Annotated in this window: 16 protein-coding genes; 7 read left to right on the forward strand and 9 right to left on the reverse strand. The window is 53.6% G+C overall.

All coding sequences use genetic code 11. The features are described 5' to 3' along the window. Positions 1-2 precede the first annotated feature (2 nt). The 3 genes from E4S61_RS18525 (at position 3) to E4S61_RS18535 (ending at position 3,844) form a co-directional block, all read left to right on the forward strand. Positions 3-1,778 (forward strand): protein phosphatase 2C domain-containing protein, encoded by a 1,776-nt coding sequence (locus E4S61_RS18525; protein ID WP_135305431.1) that lies wholly within the window; start codon positions 3-5, stop codon positions 1,776-1,778. Between the two features lie 13 nt (positions 1,779-1,791). Next, positions 1,792-2,568, forward strand: a complete 777-nt coding sequence (locus E4S61_RS18530) for a protein phosphatase 2C domain-containing protein (protein ID WP_135305432.1) — start codon at positions 1,792-1,794, stop codon at positions 2,566-2,568. Between the two features lie 205 nt (positions 2,569-2,773). Further along, positions 2,774-3,844: a protein kinase domain-containing protein gene (locus tag E4S61_RS18535; protein WP_135305433.1), complete on the forward strand. Its 1,071-nt coding sequence runs from the start codon at positions 2,774-2,776 to the stop codon at positions 3,842-3,844. A gap of 270 nt (positions 3,845-4,114) precedes the next feature. Here E4S61_RS18535 and E4S61_RS18540 read toward each other — a convergent pair whose 3' ends face one another. Then, complete coding sequence (locus E4S61_RS18540) at positions 4,115-7,393, reverse strand: hypothetical protein (RefSeq protein ID WP_135305434.1); 3,279 nt, start codon at positions 7,391-7,393, stop codon at positions 4,115-4,117. Between the two features lie 12 nt (positions 7,394-7,405). Next, the gene (locus tag E4S61_RS18545; protein ID WP_135305435.1) at positions 7,406-9,172 is read right to left on the reverse strand and encodes a hypothetical protein; all 1,767 of its coding nucleotides are present in this window, start codon (positions 9,170-9,172) and stop codon (positions 7,406-7,408) included. 433 nt (positions 9,173-9,605) lie between these two features. On the opposite strand from E4S61_RS18545, the gene E4S61_RS18550 reads away from it, so the two are divergent. Both E4S61_RS18550 and E4S61_RS26785 read left to right on the forward strand, forming a co-directional pair. Next, complete coding sequence (locus E4S61_RS18550; protein ID WP_135305436.1) at positions 9,606-10,085, forward strand: metallophosphoesterase family protein; 480 nt, start codon at positions 9,606-9,608, stop codon at positions 10,083-10,085. Next, positions 10,078-11,037 carry a metallophosphoesterase family protein gene (locus tag E4S61_RS26785; RefSeq protein WP_135305437.1) on the forward strand — a complete coding sequence of 320 codons (960 nt, stop codon included), beginning with the start codon at positions 10,078-10,080 and terminating at the stop codon, positions 11,035-11,037. The genes E4S61_RS18550 and E4S61_RS26785 overlap by 8 nt, the downstream gene beginning before the upstream one ends. 266 nt (positions 11,038-11,303) lie before the next feature. Here the strand turns inward: E4S61_RS26785 and E4S61_RS18560 are convergent, their stop codons facing one another. Together E4S61_RS18560 and E4S61_RS18565 are read right to left on the reverse strand one after the other, a co-directional pair. Further along, on the reverse strand, positions 11,304-11,765 hold the full coding sequence (locus tag E4S61_RS18560) for a hypothetical protein (protein WP_135305438.1): 462 nt from the start codon (positions 11,763-11,765) through the stop codon (positions 11,304-11,306). A gap of 224 nt (positions 11,766-11,989) precedes the next feature. Further along, a complete protein-coding gene (locus tag E4S61_RS18565) occupies positions 11,990-12,904 on the reverse strand; it encodes a hypothetical protein (RefSeq protein ID WP_135305439.1) in 915 nt (304 codons plus the stop codon). Between the two features lie 109 nt (positions 12,905-13,013). Here E4S61_RS18565 and E4S61_RS18570 point away from each other — a divergent pair, with 109 nt between their 5' ends. Beyond that, the gene (locus tag E4S61_RS18570) at positions 13,014-14,021 is read left to right on the forward strand and encodes a sugar phosphate isomerase/epimerase family protein (protein WP_135305440.1); all 1,008 of its coding nucleotides are present in this window, start codon (positions 13,014-13,016) and stop codon (positions 14,019-14,021) included. A gap of 78 nt (positions 14,022-14,099) precedes the next feature. Here the strand turns inward: E4S61_RS18570 and E4S61_RS18575 are convergent, their stop codons facing one another. The 5 genes from E4S61_RS18575 to E4S61_RS18595 form a co-directional block, all read right to left on the reverse strand. Then, a complete protein-coding gene (locus E4S61_RS18575; RefSeq protein ID WP_135305519.1) occupies positions 14,100-14,771 on the reverse strand; it encodes a metallophosphoesterase family protein in 672 nt (223 codons plus the stop codon). 269 nt (positions 14,772-15,040) lie between these two features. After that, complete coding sequence (locus E4S61_RS18580; protein WP_135305441.1) at positions 15,041-15,259, reverse strand: hypothetical protein; 219 nt, start codon at positions 15,257-15,259, stop codon at positions 15,041-15,043. A gap of 64 nt (positions 15,260-15,323) precedes the next feature. Further along, complete coding sequence (locus E4S61_RS18585; protein ID WP_135305442.1) at positions 15,324-16,601, reverse strand: Cdc6/Cdc18 family protein; 1,278 nt, start codon at positions 16,599-16,601, stop codon at positions 15,324-15,326. A gap of 1,131 nt (positions 16,602-17,732) precedes the next feature. After that, positions 17,733-18,095 (reverse strand): hypothetical protein, encoded by a 363-nt coding sequence (locus tag E4S61_RS18590; RefSeq protein WP_135305443.1) that lies wholly within the window; start codon positions 18,093-18,095, stop codon positions 17,733-17,735. Between the two features lie 324 nt (positions 18,096-18,419). Next, positions 18,420-19,193 carry a DUF7509 family protein gene (locus E4S61_RS18595; protein ID WP_449405166.1) on the reverse strand — a complete coding sequence of 258 codons (774 nt, stop codon included), beginning with the start codon at positions 19,191-19,193 and terminating at the stop codon, positions 18,420-18,422. Positions 19,194-19,335: 142 nt separating this feature from the next. Between E4S61_RS18595 and E4S61_RS18600 the strand changes: the two genes are divergently transcribed. After that, on the forward strand, positions 19,336-19,728 hold the full coding sequence (locus E4S61_RS18600) for a winged helix-turn-helix domain-containing protein (RefSeq protein WP_135305445.1): 393 nt from the start codon (positions 19,336-19,338) through the stop codon (positions 19,726-19,728). Positions 19,729-19,816 lie beyond the last annotated feature (88 nt).

Genomic DNA, 19,816 nt, shown 5'->3' on the forward strand with positions numbered 1-19,816 from the left:
TAATGGGTCCCACAGCGACCGAGGCAGGACTGCTTACCGGATGTTCAGTCATCGGTCCGAAGCACGTTCGTGGTAATCTACCGAACCAAGATGCTTGGTGCGCCGAGAGGCTTGACGACGGACGGTTCGTCATCGCAGTGAGTGACGGTCTCGGTGAAGCAGAGTTTTCTCAGGTTGGGTCGGAGCAGGCGACGAGCGCCGCTATCGACAGCCTCAAAAAAAATCTTGAATCGGTCGACCGACTCGACACGGAGGCCGCGGAGGAACCGATCAGAGAGGCGATAACGACGGCTCGCACCGCAGTCGCCGACAAAGCCGCCGAGATGGATGAGCAACCTACGGAACTCGATACCACGTTGCTCGTGACGGTTGCTGGGCCGACAGGGATCGCTGGCGCTGCCGTCGGTGACGGTGGTATCATCTGTGCCGATGGCGATACCTACCCTTTGCTTGTACCTCGAGAAGAGGCGGTCGTCAACCTCCCTGCCTCTCATTACACTATTCCAATTATGAGGGACAACTGGGAAGACTCCTATCGGTTCGGTACTAGAGACTCCTTTGACGGCGTAGCGGTCTTTTCCGATGGTCTGGAGAACTTCACTTGGAGCGACCTTGAGTCAGCGAGGACGGATTTTTTTGATTCGATCTTCGCCTTGGTGAGAGATCATGATGACCCTGATTCCGCTGCCGAGACACTAATCGAAATACTGGAGAGCCACCCCTACAACGAATTCGGCGACGACAAAACGATTGTCATTGCCGATCTTCCACCCGGGTTCGAGGACGACAAAGTGCGTACCGAATCCGGGGAAGTACGTTCACTCGGTGAACCACTGGGATACAGGACGAACAGTTCGGTCTTCCGCCTTGAGGGCTCAGACACAGATGGCGTGAACCTGTACACCCCGGAGAAGCGTAATGAGGACGGACTTGAAGCGAAGATTCAAGCCATGGTGGAGAACCCACCCAAAGACGCGTCTACAGCGGACGATACTTCGTCATCTGCTTGGCCGTTGGAAGCAGTCCGGTCGGAAGAGGACGGCCAGTTCGTGGGGTATCGGTTCTCTCTCCCACATGACTTCTCCCATCGGAACGTTTTGGAGGTCGCCGAAACGTTCCCATCGGATGAACTGGGTCAGGATAACCGTTCACGAGGGCTATTGGACACGGTACTCCACCGCCTTGGGTTCGCCGACAATCGGTGGCAAGACGACCGTTACGACCTAGCCCTCGGCTTGGCGGAGCTGGTTGCTTCCGTCCATCAACGAGGCCATGCGCTCGGCAACCTTCACCATGAAACCTTCTTGATAGACGGTACCCGGGTCTACTGGAGCGGCTGTGAGGATGTCCACGTGGTCAGTGACGGCCATACATTTGAGAGCAGATCCGCTCCCGAACGATACCAACCGCCGGAAGGAACTGGGACCGAACTGGACGAGGTCCAGCGTAGTGACCACTTTGGGCTAGCCGTTCACATCTTCCAGCTATTAATGGATGGGCACCACCCATACGAAGCCGAAGGGACGGCGGCGACAGACGGGGCTTTCGCCGAGATAACTCGATCGAACCACTTTCCGTATCGCGACCCCCAGCCCGATCAGCTAGAACCACCAGCGGATTCACCTTCGTATACGCGGATACCGACACACGTTCGCACCCTCTTCGAGCGGTGTTTCATCGAAGGAAAAGTTCACCCAGAGGTGCGGCCAACGGCGAAGGAGTGGGTCGCTTCGTTCGAATCGGGTTCCAACAGGAAACAGTCATATTTCAGCCACTGATCAGCGATCTCGCATGGAGACCGTGGATCATCTCGGAGATCGGCTCATCGGATGTTCGATCAGGGGTTCCAAGCACGAGGCCGTCGATGTCCCTTGTCGAGACGCCTGGAACGCCGCACAGTTATCTGACGGAAAGTTCGTAATGGCAGTTGCCGACGGTGTCGGAAGCACGAGCCGCTCGCATGAGGGGGCGAACCTGGCAACCCGAGAAACAGTGGCCGCCTTGGAGAGGTCTCTGGACACCGGCGGAGACGCCGAACGTGAGACAGTCGAGTCGAATATCAAGGACGCGGTAACGACGGCACGGTCAGCTATTCATGCTCGAGCTGACGAACTGGGGGAACCGCCGACGGAACTCGACACGACGCTACTCGTCGCCGTGGCATGGAGAGGTACGGTCGCCGGTGCCGCCGTCGGTGACGGCGGTATCGTCTACTCACTGGGTGCTTCCTACGGGCTCCTCGTTCCACGGGAGGAGTCCGTCGTCGACCTACCGTATTCCAACATCACTGTTCCGTTGCAACACCAAGAGTGGGATTCGTCCTATCGGTTCGGGTACATAACCGACTGCGATGGGATCGCACTGTTCTCTGATGGACTGTCACAGTTCGCTTGGGATGGCCCCGAGCCGACGAACGCAACGTTTTTTGATACAATGTTCGACATCGCGAGAGAAGACGACGGTGACGTGGCTTCGACGGAGCTCGTTGCTCTCCTACAGGGAGAACCGTATCGGGACATCGCCGACGACAAGACGATTGTGATCAGCGATGTCCCGCCCAGTCAGTGATGTACACCGGCCCCGGTCCGGTCCACGGTGGAACGTTCAAACCTTCCGTAGTACTGGCCATCACGAACCGGTGTTTGACGGTGGGAGGTAATCACGGATCACAACGTACCGGCTACGACCAGTGTTGACGAGAACTGTCAAGTACTGACGAGTCGTACTGAACACACCTAGTAGCGTTCGATCACCGGAGTAAACAGAGAACGATATGTTTCAGGACTCTGATTTCAAAGGCGAATCGGTTCGCCTCCCATCCCAGACGGTACGTCTCGGGGAAAGCATAGGAAAGGGATCAGAGGGGGAAGTGTACCACGTGAGGGGCGACGATACGTCGGTTGTAAAGGTATTCTGGGAGGATTCCCGCGACAGAAAGGCAGACAAGATACGAGCAATGGTGAACAACCCGCTCAAGAACTCAACCTATGTGGAAGGGGAGGTACAGTCGATCATCTGGCCCGAAGCCGTCGTCACGGACACTGGGGGCGAGTTCCTCGGCTACCAGATGCCGTACAAGGACCTCGACTCGGCCAAGAACGCCTTCGAGTACACGCTGACGGAACTGGATTGGGAGTCCAGCGCCCCCGAGCATCGGTACAACGTCGCGCACAACCTCGCGGTCATGGTGGCAGCCATCCACGACGAAGGCCACGCGATTGGTGATTTCAACCACGACAATATCCTCATCGACGAGGATGGGTTCGTGACACTCATCGACTGCGACGCCTTCCATATCACCGACAGCAACATCGCCTACCCCGACGACACTTACTATCCGCGGTACGCCCCACCAGAGCGACGTGGTGGCGACAGCTTAGCCACCGTTCAGGAGGCCGATCGGTTCTGTCTGGGCGTTCACGTCTTTCAGTTCCTTATGGAAGGGATACATCCATATCTAGCACAGGGCCCCAAATCGGTCGACGGCAGCATGGAGGACAAATTACGGGGCAACAAGTTTCCCTACGTCTACTCGGGCTACGAGCCGATCGACAGTGCTCCGGACTACTCGACGCTCCCCAAGTCTATTCGCGAACTGTTCAAACGCTGTTTCAGCGAAGTAGGTAAGAATCACATGCCTGCGGGGTTAGACCTCGAGCACGACCGTCCCAGCCCGCTGCACTGGATGAAGGCATTTGAAACCCGAACAGATTCGGAGAACGACCCCGATAACCAGACCGCGGGTAGAAACCCGATCTGGGAGCGATGGGAGATCCGAGAAACCGACGCGCCGAACGGTAGATCTACAAAAAAGAGCGACCTATGGGATGAGTGGGAGATCTGATTCGCGATCCCATCGACAAAGATCTATATACCCTGTATGATCGATAGAAGGTACCTATTTGGTATCGGTACTGGAACCAGCGAGAAGGTTGTTTGCGGTCGGCCGTCCGGTCACGCCGTGCCGATAGGTCGTTTCTTGCAAACGTTCTTCGAAAACCAGTCCCCACCGCGACTCTCAAGATGAGCGACGTAGGAGATCGATGTCCCGAAGGAGATTACAATGCGCTAGTTACGCCTCGAAGCCCATACGTCGATTCCCTAGGTCCGCCTGTTATCGCAATCTCGTAATGGGTAGCGTATTAGACAATATCGATTTGATACTGCGAACCAATTCTGCGAGTTTCGAATCCGTTCCGTGTTCGCTCTTCAACTCGGAGAGTTCGTCCAACAGTTCTTGACGCGCTCTTTCGAATTGGTCCTCGTCGATGACGTTGTCACCGTAGAGCTCTTTGAGACGCACGTACTCCTTACAAACCTTGAACAGTAAATTGTTCGAGCCGACTGTTGTCTCATCATGGAGATATGATTCGAAGGTCTCTATCGCCTGATCTGGATGATCGGTTTTTTTCAATGTATCATTAAGGGAGGATATGACGTCCTGAACAATGTGCTCCGTTAGTGATTGTGAAAGGGTCTGTATTTGCTCTTGGATGCGGGAATGGAGTTCCTGCCTCGATTCTTGAGAGAGCGATCGACAGGTGGATATGAAGGCGGAACTCACATTTGACTCTGAACTGGCAGATTTCGGATTGACGACCCGCGCCAGCGTTTGTAGTCGCTCTATCTTATATTTCAAGGAGCCGTCTCGTTCCGTGACTTCGGTGATTTTGGTTTCGATCTCGCTCTTGCCTATCCGGAATCTCTGCTGCCGCAGGTCGTCAAGGACATCATCGGCTTGCGAAACGATCTGTTGACCGAAATCAAATCTGTAAGACCGATGTATGAAATCGCCGGTCATCTGCTGAATGTAGGTCTCGACTTCGTCTGGTAGTTCAGCGATGGTCCGCTGTTCCTTCACGGCGCGTCTGATCGTTTCGACTGTATCTATGCTCTCTTCGATCTCTTCGATACCAGCATCGGGACCGGTATTTTGGGACCGGATAAACGTCGTAACCTCCTGTACCCTTTCCTCAACGAGTTCGTCCATCGCCGTCTCCAAGAATGAATCGAGAATCGTCTCGAAATCCTGTCTGAGGTCCTTCTGATGTTCACGCGATAACACCCGATCCGTTCCCCTCGTCCGTTTGATTAGCTCCAGTACTGTTTGTACCCGCTCCTCGAATCCCTGCGGGGGGTCTGGAGCCAACATGTCGTTGCTGGTCGTCGAACTTTTGGGACGCAGGTAGTCCAGAAGCGAACGGAACACATTAATCTGATTTGTCGGGTCATCATTTAATTGCCGAAAAAGTCGTTTTACGTTCGTCTCGAACTTGTTCCGTATCGACGTGAGTTCCTGCTCTCGGAGCTCTTTCAGGGTTTCAGACCGGGACTCTGCTACCCTACTTTTGATTTCTTTGATATCATCTGAAACTAGGATTTCGTGTTCGTCGTCTCCAGATAGAGTTCGAAGTCGACGCCGATACGACAGGTCGAGTTCCTCTGGCAGCGTACTTTGACTGGCTCGACCGTCGAGATATCTTTCGACACTACGAACTAGTTCAATCGCCTTCGTTCTGTCTCCGGACCGAAGAGCTGACTCGATCGCTTCCTCGCGCAACGATTTGATTCTGTATTGATATCGCTTCACCTCCTGTTCCCTCAGCGTTTTCTCCCGGTCTTCGAGTTGTGTGCACATGTAAGATTTCAATTGTTTCTTCTTACTTGCGGAAAAAATCTCTTCATTTTCTATCTCTTCGGATATGTCGCGAAAGCTGGCTACCACACGATTGTCGACATCAGCGAATTGGTCGAACACATTCCGCCATTCGGAGAATATTTCATGTTGTTGCTTGGGCAGAAAGGCCTCTTTTACCCATTTAATATGGTCGTCGACTTTTGCACGGAGTTCGTCCTCTCTCTCTGCTACGACATCCGACTCGTATTCAGCCAATTCGTTACACAGCGTTCTTTGTAGTCTCGTTCGCTGATTCTCGTGAAGTATTTCGCTACTGTGAATGCTCTCTACCAGACGTTCGAGAGCATCTCGCTGCTCGGAGTCTAACACTTCTGTCGGAATAGTTCGCCCGGGATTACGAACAGCTGCTTGAAGCGCACCAATCGAGCCAGCAACGGTTACGGCCTGAGCGGAGTCTGGGGAGGGTAAATTGCGGGTCCATGTCTGAATCTGACCATTCAGATTCTTTTCCGTTTCGTCTCGGAGTTCGGTTTTTCTCTCTTTGATCGCATTTCGTGTAGCGTTCGTTAGACTGTGTTTTTTCGACCGATCTAGAATATTTGATGATTCTATCTGATCTATAACCTCAAAGATCTTCTCTGCTGGCTCGAGTCTAACTGATTGGTGACTGTCCCCGCCTTCGGATAGTCGCTCCTCGATCGTATTAAGTTCGCGAAATTGGAACTCGGCGCGTTCCTCACCGAGCTGGGAGAGATGCTGATTTACTGCTTCACGTATCTTCTCGTCGATGTTATCGTCGTACGCTTTTCGTTTGCTCGCGATCGAGTCTCGGAGCTCAGATACAATCTCGTCCCTCGTCCTCTGGTCCAGTATCTCCAAGGGAGGTGTATCTCTCACCGAGTCCTCGTCGCGTATTGCCACCATACGGGCTAAGGCTTCACGTCCGTGTTTGCTTTGAAAACTGGACTCCGTGAACTCAGATTTGTCTGGATCACAGAAATACCGTTCCAACCTATGAAGTTCCTCCAGCGACTGTATCGGAGTAAGGCCCGGGTCAGTAACGACTGCCTCTACGAGTTTGCTGGTGTCCTCTAAATAGTAAGATTCGGTTTCTGACCGTAACGCCTCGGACTTGGTTGCGATACGATCCCGTGTCTCCGGCGTGAGTATTTTGAAGTTGTTCGTGCGTCCTGGGACAAGTACCAACTCTGCCGAACGGATCGGTCCCTTTCTTTCGTTTGAAGCGATAGCGTACGTTGCTTGCTTATTCCGTTGCTTCAGGAAGTAGCTGAGTGCTTGGGTTGCCTGCTCAAATCCGGTAAATCCGAAATCAAGGGGTTTTTGCTCCTCGATCAGTCGTCGTACGGTGAACAGGGGCCCGATATCGAGATCCAGACTTTCTGGAGTACGGTCCTCGTTTTGGGCTACGAGCCAGGGGACCGACAGTCTTGGAGTAGTAGTGTAAAACTCCCAGTTCGTACGGTTCGCGAGTTTCTTTAGTTCGGAAACCAGCGAGGCAGGAAGCGTTACCGGATCTTCGTTTTCGAATACGACGTGAAAGTTGGCCTTGTCTCGCCCCTTCACCTGCGGCGCGTTAGCCTGAATTAGTGCTATTATCCTCGACTTATTCGTGTCTATACAGAATTCGACGACGTTATCGATGAACGGTTGTATGTTTATACAATTTTTTTCGGAGGCAGACTCGCTGGAATAGACCAGTATACCGTTAGTGTTATATATTTTTAACGATGACATCAGACGTGTGTTTTACTCGCCTACGATCGCGTTCAGGAGCGGTTCGTAGCCGATTGGATGGATTCGTCCGTCTTCCACCTTGAGTTTGGTCTCCTCATCTTCGTTTGTTCCAGTGAGATAATAGACAGGGAACACAGGGTGGTCCGCAAGTTCAATCAGTGTACTGACCATGGGGTGTCCGTTGTCTAACATTTCTTCAGCGTGCTGTCTGAACTCGCTGTATTCTTCGTCCGTGGGGAGTGTTCCCGCGTCCAAGTCGTCATATTCCTCCATCAGATAGTCCGCTTTTGTCGCTACAGGGATTACCTCGTCTGGTCCCGCGCTTTGTGATATTTTTGTCATCTCGGTCAACATCATCCCTGGGTCATTTTTTATGATTCCATCCTCTGTTACAAATCTTTGTGAGTCTATCAAGATGATGAGTTTTTCTGCGGATCCGACATTCTTGATCAATGCCCGTGTAACTATTTCGCGTTCCGCGAGCTCTCCACCAGACGTCGACTCCAATTTGTCCTCTGCAGATTCTGTCTGTGTTGCCACCTTGTCGGGACCAAATTTTTCAGTATCTTCGGTGTCAGCATCTTGCGCTTGATCTACTACATCACCAAGAGTTCCGAGATCCTCGTCTTCTTGATCAGTGCTCGAATCTGGAGGCTGTTCCCCGCCGTCTGTCATTTTTTGTCCCCTCTGTTGATCAAGCTCTTCGGACAGGTCTTCAAGCACCTCTCCCGGGTAGTCAAACATATTGATAGTACCGTCGAGGACTTTCCCTCGATCGGTGTCTGTTTTCGTGAACTCAATTCCGACTCTCTCGGCCGTGTCAATCAATGTATTCCCGATTCCCCAGTCTATCAAACCGTCCGTCACCCCAATCACACGGTTACTGTGCTCCTCAATAATCTCCGGCATTCTCCCTAGTAGTGACTGAATCGTGTACTTATCGTCCCGCGTGAGTGTCAAGAGGAATCCTAGGGCGAGGTAGGTCTTACCGGATTGCTGGGGGCCGAGTACCTCAAACTGGACGTTGGGTTGGTCTACCTTTTGTTCGAAGTTGATCGTCGAATCGGGACTGGAACCCGCTTCAATCATCATTATATTTATGTCTAGAAAAGAATACAAGAAGTACAATAGTCCTAAACTCGTTATAAAATGGAGGGCGACCTGTACTGTATTTTGATTGAAGATGAAATTAAGAACATTCCCTCCCATCACCACTACGATGATAAAGAGAACCAATCCGCGATACGCAATAGGAAACTCTGCAGGATTTTTTCTGCCTCTCTCGGTTGTGACCCAGTGTGCCCACGTGTTTTCGCGGTTCCGGTAGTCGATTGCTGTCAAGTCCCCACCGAGTTTGTCTGCGCCGGGTCGAGACTCCGTGGCGACCCCAATGAAAAGTCCAATTATAAACGAACCAACATTGACCGGCCTAGTTAAATCTAAGTTCGGGATACCGACTCCAAGTGCCGCGAGTGTGACGACGGTGACGATCGTCCCCAGCATCAAAATATATCCTTGATACCGCTTGCGCCAGTCGTTTGCGAATAACACCAGCCATGAAAGATACAGTCCACTCCCCAGCATCACTAGCGGCTGTAACCCCGACGCAGTCTCGGGGACGAACGGAAATGAGATTAGGGAGTCAAAGAACAAGTACGCTCCCTGCGTCCACATCTTGTAAAACATATGAGTGACCGGAAGCGTGAGGATAGCAGTACCGATCAGGTAGAATACAAATGAACCCCGCTCATCCTCGTGCGTACTGATCGTAGTCGGCATACCCTGATATAGTGTTTTTCCACTGACCATAAAAATCCTCTCCTTAGCTAAATTCCTAATGGAGGCCAGTACTAGATTGGCATGATGAATACCCATACTATGCCTGATACATTATCTTTGCAGAGATATTAATTTCTTAACTATTGTAGAGAGCCTACTGTTCCTATCATCCTTCCGTGGAGGTGCTGCGAGCGGCGGCCATCATCAAGGAATTATACCCAGAATTACAACCGTACAACTGCTTATTTATAGATGTATAGTCACCAGAATTTGAAACCTGCATCACCCCGTGCGACTTCTCACCATTCCGACGTAAACTACAAGTGCCCACTCGACAGCCGGTACATAATGGACTATCTCATATCTAATCTCCACCTCGACCACAACCAACATCATCGACTACTGCGACCGGCCGTTCAGCTCAGTCGGGGAGATGAACGCGACGCTGTTCGAGCACTGGAATGCCGTAGTCGACTCGAATGACGAGGTGCTGTATGGTGGCGATTTGACTATTCGCACGTCAGCTTCGGCCCTACTGGACTGGCTCGACGAACTCAACGGCGAGATCGTATTTCTGTTGGGCAACCACGGTGGCACCGTAATGGAGGGGCTGAACCGGGTTCAGTTCGTTGAAGAGTTTTGGTTCGAGCACCGAGGAGTTCCGTTTCACGCCGTCCACGACCCGGCGGATGGCCCCTCGAACTGGAAGGGGTGGCTGCTTCACGGCCACCATCACAACAACTGGCCGGAACGCTTTCCCTTCATCGACTACGATACTCGACGTGTTAATTTCTCAGTCGAGCTACTGGACTATCGACCGTTGGCGGCCGACAGATTAGTCGACTATCTGGTCTGCGGCAAACGATTCCCCGATCGAACCACCGCTGAGAACGCCCTGAAGGAAAATGACTAAATCCGATCTTGAACCCATCTGTAGTGTCGAGGGCCCTACCGTTGACTTGCTGGTCACCTCTGACCTACACCTCCGGGCGACAGGGGTGCAATATCCGGTTGTAGACCTCCCGGTCGAAACACACGACATCGTGCTATCTCTTGGTGACGTGGTCGACGAGAACCGTGACCATGCCAAGTCCGTGTCGGCTGGCGAAGCCTACGAAGAACGGGGCCGGGCATTCCTTAAGCGTCTTGACGAGCAGGGAGTACCAGTACTCGCGGTACCCGGGAATCACGACCCTGTCGACTGCACCCAGCGGCTGAGTGAGGGGCTCACGAACGTCCACTCGCTTCACGGCGTTACTCGAAACGTGGTCGTGGGCACAGACTGGTCGCTCACCGTCGCCGGATGGGGCTGTGAGCAGTTCGACTTCACGCCAGCCCTGCTGTCCCCTAACTACCCAAACATCCCAGTCGAAGACGAGGCACGGACGCCAGATGCCGTCGCAAACACTCTTCTCCGTGCGGCAGGGCAATATCTCGCCGGCGATCTGTCCGAAACGAACCTCGCACACAAACTTGGCACCGAGGCGACGAACCCCTCGTTCGAGACGTCGCTCGCTCGGCTCGATGCCCGCTTCGAGACGCTCGTCGAGCTGGTAGATAGAGCCAACAACCCGACTGTCGTCGCGAGCCACGTTTCCCCGTTCAATGTACCATTTGATATCCGCGGACAACACTCGCACAATGGAGACTACCATTTTGGCTCCGTGGCGCTTAGGTTCGCACTGGCGGCGACTGGTGTCGACGCCTGTCTCTCTGGACACACCCACCAACGCGGGCTGACAGCGATACCGACTATCAGCGGACATTCGTACGTACACAATCCCGGTAACGCTGGAGTCTCAAGCGTTTCTGTCAGCCAGGATGGAACCCTCCATGCGGAGCAAGTCGACGTTGAGTGGCGGTAATCTGGGTGCTGTGGGTTCTAGACGGTTTGGACAGCAAATACGTTCCCCGTAATCACTACGATTGAGCATGTCATAGATTTCTCACAGTCTGTTTATCCGGTTCTTGTCAAGGCTCCTGTGCAAGATCGCGCCGTGCAAGAAGTGTGGGACTTGCTAAGACTGTGACGGCAGGATATTCAAGCGGACATAAGAACTTGTCCACCTCACGTTCGCTCCGTTCTTTGGTGTACTCTACAGCATCCTTGCTAATGTGAGCGAGAACTGGTTCACTCCAGATTTTCAATCTTATCAAGCACTTTCTTTTGGAACTTCGTCGTTCTACTGCTCTTTCCATCTTGCGTCCACACCTCGAACTCAGTGTAATTTTGCGACTGTTTCGAACTCCCCTCCCGGGTCAAGAAGGACAGCCTAGTTATATCAAATATTCTAAATTTACACTTCCAGCTCTTTGATTTAATAATTCCATTGCGATACACTGCGGCGTTCACGGTGAATGCAAGCGGATCATGGTAGCTGTGGAGACCGTCTAATGTCCCATTTTCATTACCCTGAGTAAGGTGGAACTTGGCCTTTGTACCACTGGGGACACTACTATAGTCGGGAGAGAGATCCGAATTTGACCAATACATGGTATCTTGGAGATAGTGTGGAGAGGTCGAATCAACAATCTCTTCGAGTTTCTGTTTAAAATCGTGTATCTCCATCTGGAGTTTGACAACTCTCTCCATATGGTGCCTATAGTTGGATATATAATATAATGTTTGGGCAGTCGGATAGCGATTTATGTATCCGCTCAATCTTGCACTGTCTTCTGTAACCATATCCATCTCACTAGTTCATCACTGGGGGAACGTCGCAGAAAATCGGCTGTGATAGTTTCTATGACACGCTCTACGACTAGCTATGCTCAGATACTCCTAATAGGGGAATTTCTGAGGCAGTGAGGCTGAGGTTAGCCAACGATAGGTAGTTCCGAGATTGTTTCCGCAATCAACTCACGGTCAGCTCCACCTGGTTCAAGAACGACCGCGATGTCGTGTTTATTACAGTACGATAATACCCACCGAAGCCCGTCTGCTGGGTGGTTCGTTTCGGGGAGGCCATCTGAGGTCGGGTCATTGAGGTGGATTGCTTGGATCTGCGATCCACCGACGATCGCGAGAGTGACAAATACGGGACGCCACGGACTCTCCTCTGTAGGGGGCGCCACGCCGAGATTGGGATCATTCTTGCTGTGTTCCACATTATCCCGCAGGAACTGCTGGAAGACCTCTGATAGCTGGTCGCGGAGCTGTTCATCACCACGCTCCAGCACGGACTCAAACGCTCTATCGTCAACGGTGAGCGCACGCCGTTCCATCGCGACGTGTGCAGTATCGATTAGTATCGACACATCATCGAGTCGAGGGACCTGCTTGGCGAGAAAAGCCAGCGCCGCGATATCCTCGGGGGTGTGATAGCAGGAGGCATCAGGCGTGTTCTCGATTGCGAGTGGATAGCCACCGACCTGTGTGATCGTTGCAAGCCGTTCGACGTGTTCCCGGTAGTCGAATGTACGCGTAGTGTGGACGGTCAGCCACGTGGGATGGACTCGGTCGCCGACCGCGCTATGCACGAAATCGATTATGTCGCCGACGTTTCCCGGTGCCACGCTTAACCCCTGGGGCTGGCTCGTTCCGGGTGGGAGGTGAATACTAGTAATGGATTCGGGATGAACATCCTGCACGTCGCACTCATCTGTGAGAGTGTTATCCCGAGATAGAGACTCTGTATGCTTCCAATCCAGTTTTGCCTCGATCCCGTCCGCGAGGCTTTCCGCGTGATCGAGATACTCGGGGGACGCCGACAACAGTATGGGAACCGTCATGCCCGAACTATCAATGCAGGCGACGTAATGGTTCGGTAGCGTCTCACACGTTCTATACGGTCTTGGCTGGGAAACCTACTTGTCGATTCCCCAATTCGATATTGTATTGATGGGACGACCAATCCGTATCTCTGTCCCGCGTCGGATTCTATCCAGCGAGAACCCCGTTCGTCAGGAGTACCTCAGTACGATCGCCGAAATGAATCTCAGTATTGAGCTTTTCACACCAGACCCACCGGGGGGACATGGACCACTCGGATCGTTTCTCAATGAAGAACTGTACAACGAATCTGCTGTGGAACGTGCATCGCAACTTGATCTCGACGTGGAATCGGTCCACTGCACCCCTTTGCTAAGTGGCTGTAGCTCGTCAGGAGCGAAGGTCTGCGCTGACAAGGTTCTCGATGCACAGCTCGGATTCCAAGATCAGGATTCGGCCGAGGACACTGACGACGGCGGTGTGAGTCGGTACTCTTACTGTGACCCGTCAGTGTTCGTTTTCCACCCACCACGAACCTACGCGAACGAGAACGCGGATCTACAACGAAGACGAAAACAGTTGGTCGCAACGCTTGGAAACGCCCGACTCCGACTTGAGAACAACGAGAACCTCGACAGCGTTCCGATCCTGACGATTGAGAACGTCTGCCCTCGAGGGCCCTTCGAGTACCTACTAACCGAAGCACCGGACGTGCCGAAGTTCGAGAAGGCGACAGCGGATTTGCAGCGGGAGCAACCAGAGGATATTGATGTGCCGTCGGTACAGTTTACTGTCGATCTCGGTCACGCACCAAACCCGCTGGCTATGCTTGATGCAGTTGGGCGCCCAGCGCACGTCCACCTTCATGGGTCAATACCCATAACAGAGACTGACCGTCTCCAGGGCATCCGGGACAAGTATGGGATTGACGATGATGCTCTTCTCGGCCCAGAGGAACCACCCGGCGAGATACAGCATCTCCCGCCACAGGACGGCCGGCAAGATGTGGGCAGAATGGTGGACACTCTAGATTCATCGGGCTACAGTGGCCCCGTCGTCTTGGAACTCGCTCCACCGTTCCGTACGTCGGAGACTCTGAGACAGACTATCGATGCTCTGCGCACTGCTGGTTGGTGAATTCTATGCCAAAAGATTGCTCTGACAGCTAACTCGACGTACGTGACTAGATAAGCGACCTCGGTATCTTAGATTGCTTCACGAACCGTCGAGGAGCCGCGTCCCGGTTTTGGTGGGCAGCCCACACTCCTCGACACGAGAAATTACCCGGTTGATATCGTATTCTACCCGGCGGAGTTCGACTTCGTTAGCCGCAGTATCGAGAACCGCGTACGCAGCACGCTCGTCGCCGTCTCGTGGCTGGCCGACACTCCCAGGATTCACGATGAGCCGGCCATCGATCGTAGCTTTGTGCTGGATATGAGTGTGGCCGAGCACGATTCCAACGTGGTCGTCCAGATAGGGGCGCATCTTCGAGAACTGTGCCGGTCGTACGTAGGAGCCGAGCCGGTTAGGATCCGGATGGCTATGCGCCAATCGATAGGCGCCGTCTGCAAATTCCGTTCGTTCTGGGAGCTTAGAAAGCCACTCTCGCTGACCGTCACTCAGCTCCTGTTGGGTGAATTCGAGCCCTGCACGAGCCATTTCATTGTGTTCGTAGCGTTGTGGCGTCTCGACGTTGCGGTCATGGTTGCCCTGCACGACAAGTGAACTGACTGCTCGAACGCGCTCGAGACACTCGCGTGGCCAGGGATTGTACCCGATGACGTCGCCTGCGCAGATGATGTCGTCGACAGGTGGCATATCATCCAGGATGGCTTCGAGGGCCGGCAGGTTCGCGTGGATGTCGGAAATCAGGCCAACTCGCATACAGTTTCCTTGAGGAGCATCACTGAAATACAGGTGGTTAACCAACTCACGGTTCTGGGTGTAGACACGCGCCGCCTGTCGGACTATTGCTTCATCCGGGTCGATGGCATTCCGGCGTTTCGCAACCTGCTTGAACGCTGCTTCCAATCCGATTTCATCGTATAGTGCGAGCGCCGTCATAGCTACCGTTGGACTGCGTGAGGCTTCCGCCAAACAATGAGCGAGAAGGTTGTCCCAGTCTTGAGACTAGATAGGACATGGGTAACAGCTCAGTCGAATCTCTGCTGCTCGTTCCGAGGCCCATCTATCATGGGTATATTCTCGACCGGCAGATCGGAGGAAAATCTACCGTCTGGCTCGCTGTGTATCAGTGAGACAATAATCACGATGCTATGCTCCCGTATTAGCGCCTCATCACCAGCATTCTTAACTGGTCTAACGAACAATCCATCTGCAACCTCGTCCATCTCCTCAGAGGATATTGGCATCTATTGTTCGCGAGGACATGTAATGGAACCGGTGGCCGATAGCGAATAAATAGAGAATCAGTGGTTAAACATAGGACATGAGACGCGCCTGCTGGGCATCGTCGGGGTCAGGAACGAGGTCGTAGCGTTCGAGCATCGATTCTGACCCATCCTGGTCGTACTTTAGCCCCTCAAAGACGAGTTCCGGCGACACTTCCAGCGTGTGGATGTACGACCGGCCGCCAGCCCGGCCAAGATTTCGCTCGTCGCGTTCGAGCAGGCCGTAGAGCCGGATCGAGTCCAGAAAGTCGTTGACCCGCCGTTTCGAGCGCGGTTCGTAATCACAGACCTGGCAGATGTTTTCGTAGACCTGATAGATGTTTTTCGCCCGGGGAGATGCATCGTCGTCGATGTTAAGAAACGCCGTCGCGAGCATGGCGAGTTTCATCTGCGAGGTGAGCTGTTCGCGAACAATCGTGAGCACACGCTGTTCTTCGACCCGATTCCCAGCTTCCTCGACGTGATCTTCTGTGACGCGGCCCGCATCACGTTTTCGAGCGATGTTGCCAGCCGTTTCTAGGAGGTCGAGTGCCTCGCGGGCGTCACCCTGTTCCTGGGCAGCGCGAGCCGCACAGAGTTCAACCACGCCATCATCGACGATGTCCTCGCGGAACACGAGCCCAGCGTAGTGAGAGAGAATCTCGGTCAACTCGGTTGCATCGTACGGCGAGAAGAAAATTTCGTACTCACAGAGCGTGCTTTTGACTCGGGGGTCCAGCGAGTCCTTGAACATGTGGTTGTTCGAAATGCCGATGACACCGACTCGTGTGTCTTCTAGTGAGCCCATTTTACGGGCCCGCGGAAATTCATAGAGCAGTTTGTCGTTGTCCGCCCCGAGCATATCGATCTCATCGAGGACGACGACGACATCCCCATCAAGGGTGTCGAGTTCCTCGTAGAGTGTCGACCAGAGAAAGCCTTTCGTCGGGCCCTGTTCCGGGACTTGGTCGTCCGGCTGGCGGAGCTGGTTGATCAGTGAGATGAGGACGTTGAAAATGCTATCGTCCTTGTTACAGTTGATTTCGAGGATCGTTACGGGGATATCGTGTTGGGCCGTCTCCGCGCGGAGGAACTCCATCATCTTCTTCGTCACGACAGTCTTGCCGTTCCCAGTCTGGCCGTAGATAAAGACGTTGTTGGGACCAAATCCCTCGATGATATCCTGAAGTGCTTCCGAATAGCGGCTGATCTCCTCCTCCCGACAGAGGATCGTCTCCGGCGTGTAATCTTCGTCAAGCGGACGCTTGTTGGCGAAGATTTTGCCCGGTTCGTCGAACGGCGAATCCATGGTAGATGTATCCATATACCGAGTGAATATAAATCCCTAGTTCGAGTGTTTCGAGTGTTTCCGCTGTTTCGAGGTCTGAGTGGGCATTTCCACCCCCCATTTCCAGTGTAAGACGTCGTTATGGCGGCTGTAGAGGTAGATATCTGTGCTCTAAGAATTGTATTGAAAACGTGTTCATTTTTGACCCCCCGTTTCGAGTGTTCTTGTAGAGAGGTGGTGCGCGAGCACACCCCATTTCGAGTGTTCTCTCGGAGAGGCGAAGCGTCAACCGCCTCGGGGTTGAGGGGTTCAATAGCGCTCCCCTTTCGTTATTACGAGACCGATCCGCCGTCTTGGATGACCCCGCGGTACTCAGCCTGGTCCACCTGTAGCCACCCCCCATTTCGAGTGTTCTGAGATGGTTGCTTAGTGTTCAGATTGGGCTGCCGTGAAGAGTGGAATGAGGCTCTTGAGCTATTAGGTTGGTTGGGAGTGGAATGGTTCAGTGCCACAGTGGCGCCGAGGGTCCGACCGTCGACGTACTTGAAACGACTGGAGCCGGTGCCGACAAGCACCTTAGTCGATTCGCGTGGAGTACAACGGCTAGCATTTGGCGGTGAATCGAACGGTGTACTGCAGTGGTCACAGAAGGTGTCGCTGCTACGAGTGCTGTGAGAGGGGTGCTCACCGATGAGTGACCACACACACCCCCCGTTTCGAGTGTTCTTGGGAACGCATCGGTCCGGTGGAATTGTGCGGTCGGAGAGTGGCGCTATTCCGGCGAATACGTGGTGCTACAGGACGAATCGAGTTCCGCTTATTCCATGGATGGGGCCGCTGCGTCTTGCTGTTCTATCCCTTATATATATTCTTTTCCTCTAGCTAGAGTTAGTAGTAGTAGTAACAGCTGCTACAGCTAGAGAAACACTCGAAATGGGGTGTGGTCTGTGCACTCTTTATAAGTAAATCCGGGTCATCGGCTCTTCCGTTGGGGAGACCGCTGCTCGTGGATTAACACTCGAAACGGGGGGTGTGTGCGGCCCCGGTTCATCCAGTAGGTTGGGCTGTATTCGTGTTCGTCGACGACGGCAAAGTGCGGCGTAGTCTGGACCGCTAACAGCGGACCTAGTGGGGTGGGACGCTAACTATTCGTGACTCGCATTTCGTTCAAGCTGGGTCGACAGGGCCGACGTATTGGCTCTTGATGGTTTCACCATCTCGCCACTGGAGATAGTAGTAGTCACGGCCGTCGATCGTCTTCGTTGTGAGTGTTCCGTTGGGTGGCGGCAGTTCCGCTTTCTCACGCGCGTCTTCGAGCTGCTCTTCCCACTCATCGTCGTCCCACTCGTCCGGTGTTTCGGCGGATTCGGTCGGCTGGTCGTCCGTGGTTGCTGCCTCAAGGTCGTCGAGAAGGGTTTCGAGGTGATCGATGGCCCGGTCGTAGGTCGTGGCCGCCGGCTCATCCAACGACGCTCTGTCCACTTTTTGGAGTTCCGCAAGTGCCGCTTCGACGTGGGAACGGTTGCTCATCTGCTAACCAACACTGTGCTCCAAATCATTGGGATTGTTGGTTAGTTCATATCCCTCTAGTGTGGGTTTTTGGACTTCGGAAAAGAGTTGCTAACCAACGAAGGCAGCTCTCGTTGGAGTCAGTTTCGAGAGTATCGATACCGGGTCGGTGACAGGGTGGCCGGTGAGACACGAACTATATCGATACGGCGGTTCGACTGTTTCGATGACCCCGGACGTCCCGCTTCTTGAAGGTTGGTTCATGTAGCGCTTCGCCGTCTGAGAGCATGTCTGTTTCTCAACCTTCCTTTAGCGTATTCCTTTCTGCGCCTTTGCAGGAGAAGGTCAAGCGTCTGTGTCGGACGAATAGGTATCACCAGGAATGAATACGGGGAGGTCTGTGTCGCGGGTTTCTCGGTCGAGACTGTCGAACCAGTTGCGGAGCTTCCCGTAGAGATCGCTTTGGGCAGTGAATGAATCGTACTGGATATTGTAGCCTTTCGGTAGTTCATCGATCGTTGCGCTCCTGAAGTTCTCGTCTTGATAGAGCCCGATTCGCTGTCCAGGTTTGTGCGTGAGCGCAGGATTCCCGCGCCGGAGGTGGAACTCACCGAGAATACCGCCGGTTTCAGCACCGACGCCTGTCGTGAGACCGCCTTGGGTGAACAGGAAAATGACGGCGTCGCTGTGGGCAGCGAATGCGACTGACTGGGCAAGCGGGTCCATTCCTTCTACTGCCGGTTCGTCATCACTGCGGCTGTTGTTCTGTTCTTCGGCCTGTTCGTGTGTTGGAATGTCGATATCGGTCGCGATGAACGCACGGCAGTTGAGGGTCTCGCGGAGTTCCGTACAGACGTCTCGAAGGGCTTGTTCCATGTCCCCCTTGCCATCGTTGGTGATGTGCCTGTCTGGATCGAAGAGCGGGTCATTTTGGAATGGTGTGCGGAGTTTGTCGGCGTCGTCGTAAGCAGCTTCAGCGTTGAACGCAGTATACGGGCCCATGACGTAGACAGTGAAGTCGTTGTGGGTGCTGAATTGCGGCGGTGCAGGGGCTTGTTCTGCAAGAATATCAGAGATTGGGCGGCCGTTGTATTGGAAATTCGTTTCGCCGTCAAACATTGTGTTTTCTACGGATGTGGGGCATCAAAGAGGTGTCCATCGAGGACAGGGTCTCCGGCCAGAAAATGGCGGTGATAAACAAAGAAATAATTCGGTGTAACCGTCAACCTCATATAATGGCCACCCGTATATCCATGTACCAATGGCCGCTGAAACTGCTCACACGACGCCAGATCCCGATGAGGGGGAGCTCGAACAGTATGTCGACCAGCGGCTGTTCGACGACAGTATGGGCACGCTCGCGGATCATGCTGCCCGGAAGGCAGCGCTCGGTGACCAGCGGCGGTACGCTATCTTGTTCCTGCTCTGGGAACGAGAGGAGGTAGCGCGCAAGGAACTCGCGGCGGCGATCGACGATGACAGCTATGACCTCAGTCACCACCTCGGCGAACTCGTCGATGTGGGACTGGTCGCCCGGACGGGTGCGCCTGCGGATGCCGATGGCCGACAGACGTTCTACACAATCACGCATCTCGGGCATCAGGAGATCGAGGCAGATACTCGAAACATTACTGGCGCAGCCTCCTCACAGTAGATCGTCTCCAACGGAGAACCGTAGTCAGCGGCCAGTTCTACTGAATTGAGTCTCAGCTACGATTTGGTGGCTGCACCGCGAACTCGGT

It is taken from the genome of Haloarcula amylovorans, assembly GCF_004681185.1.
In the GTDB taxonomy this organism is placed as follows: domain Archaea; phylum Halobacteriota; class Halobacteria; order Halobacteriales; family Haloarculaceae; genus Haloarcula; species Haloarcula amylovorans.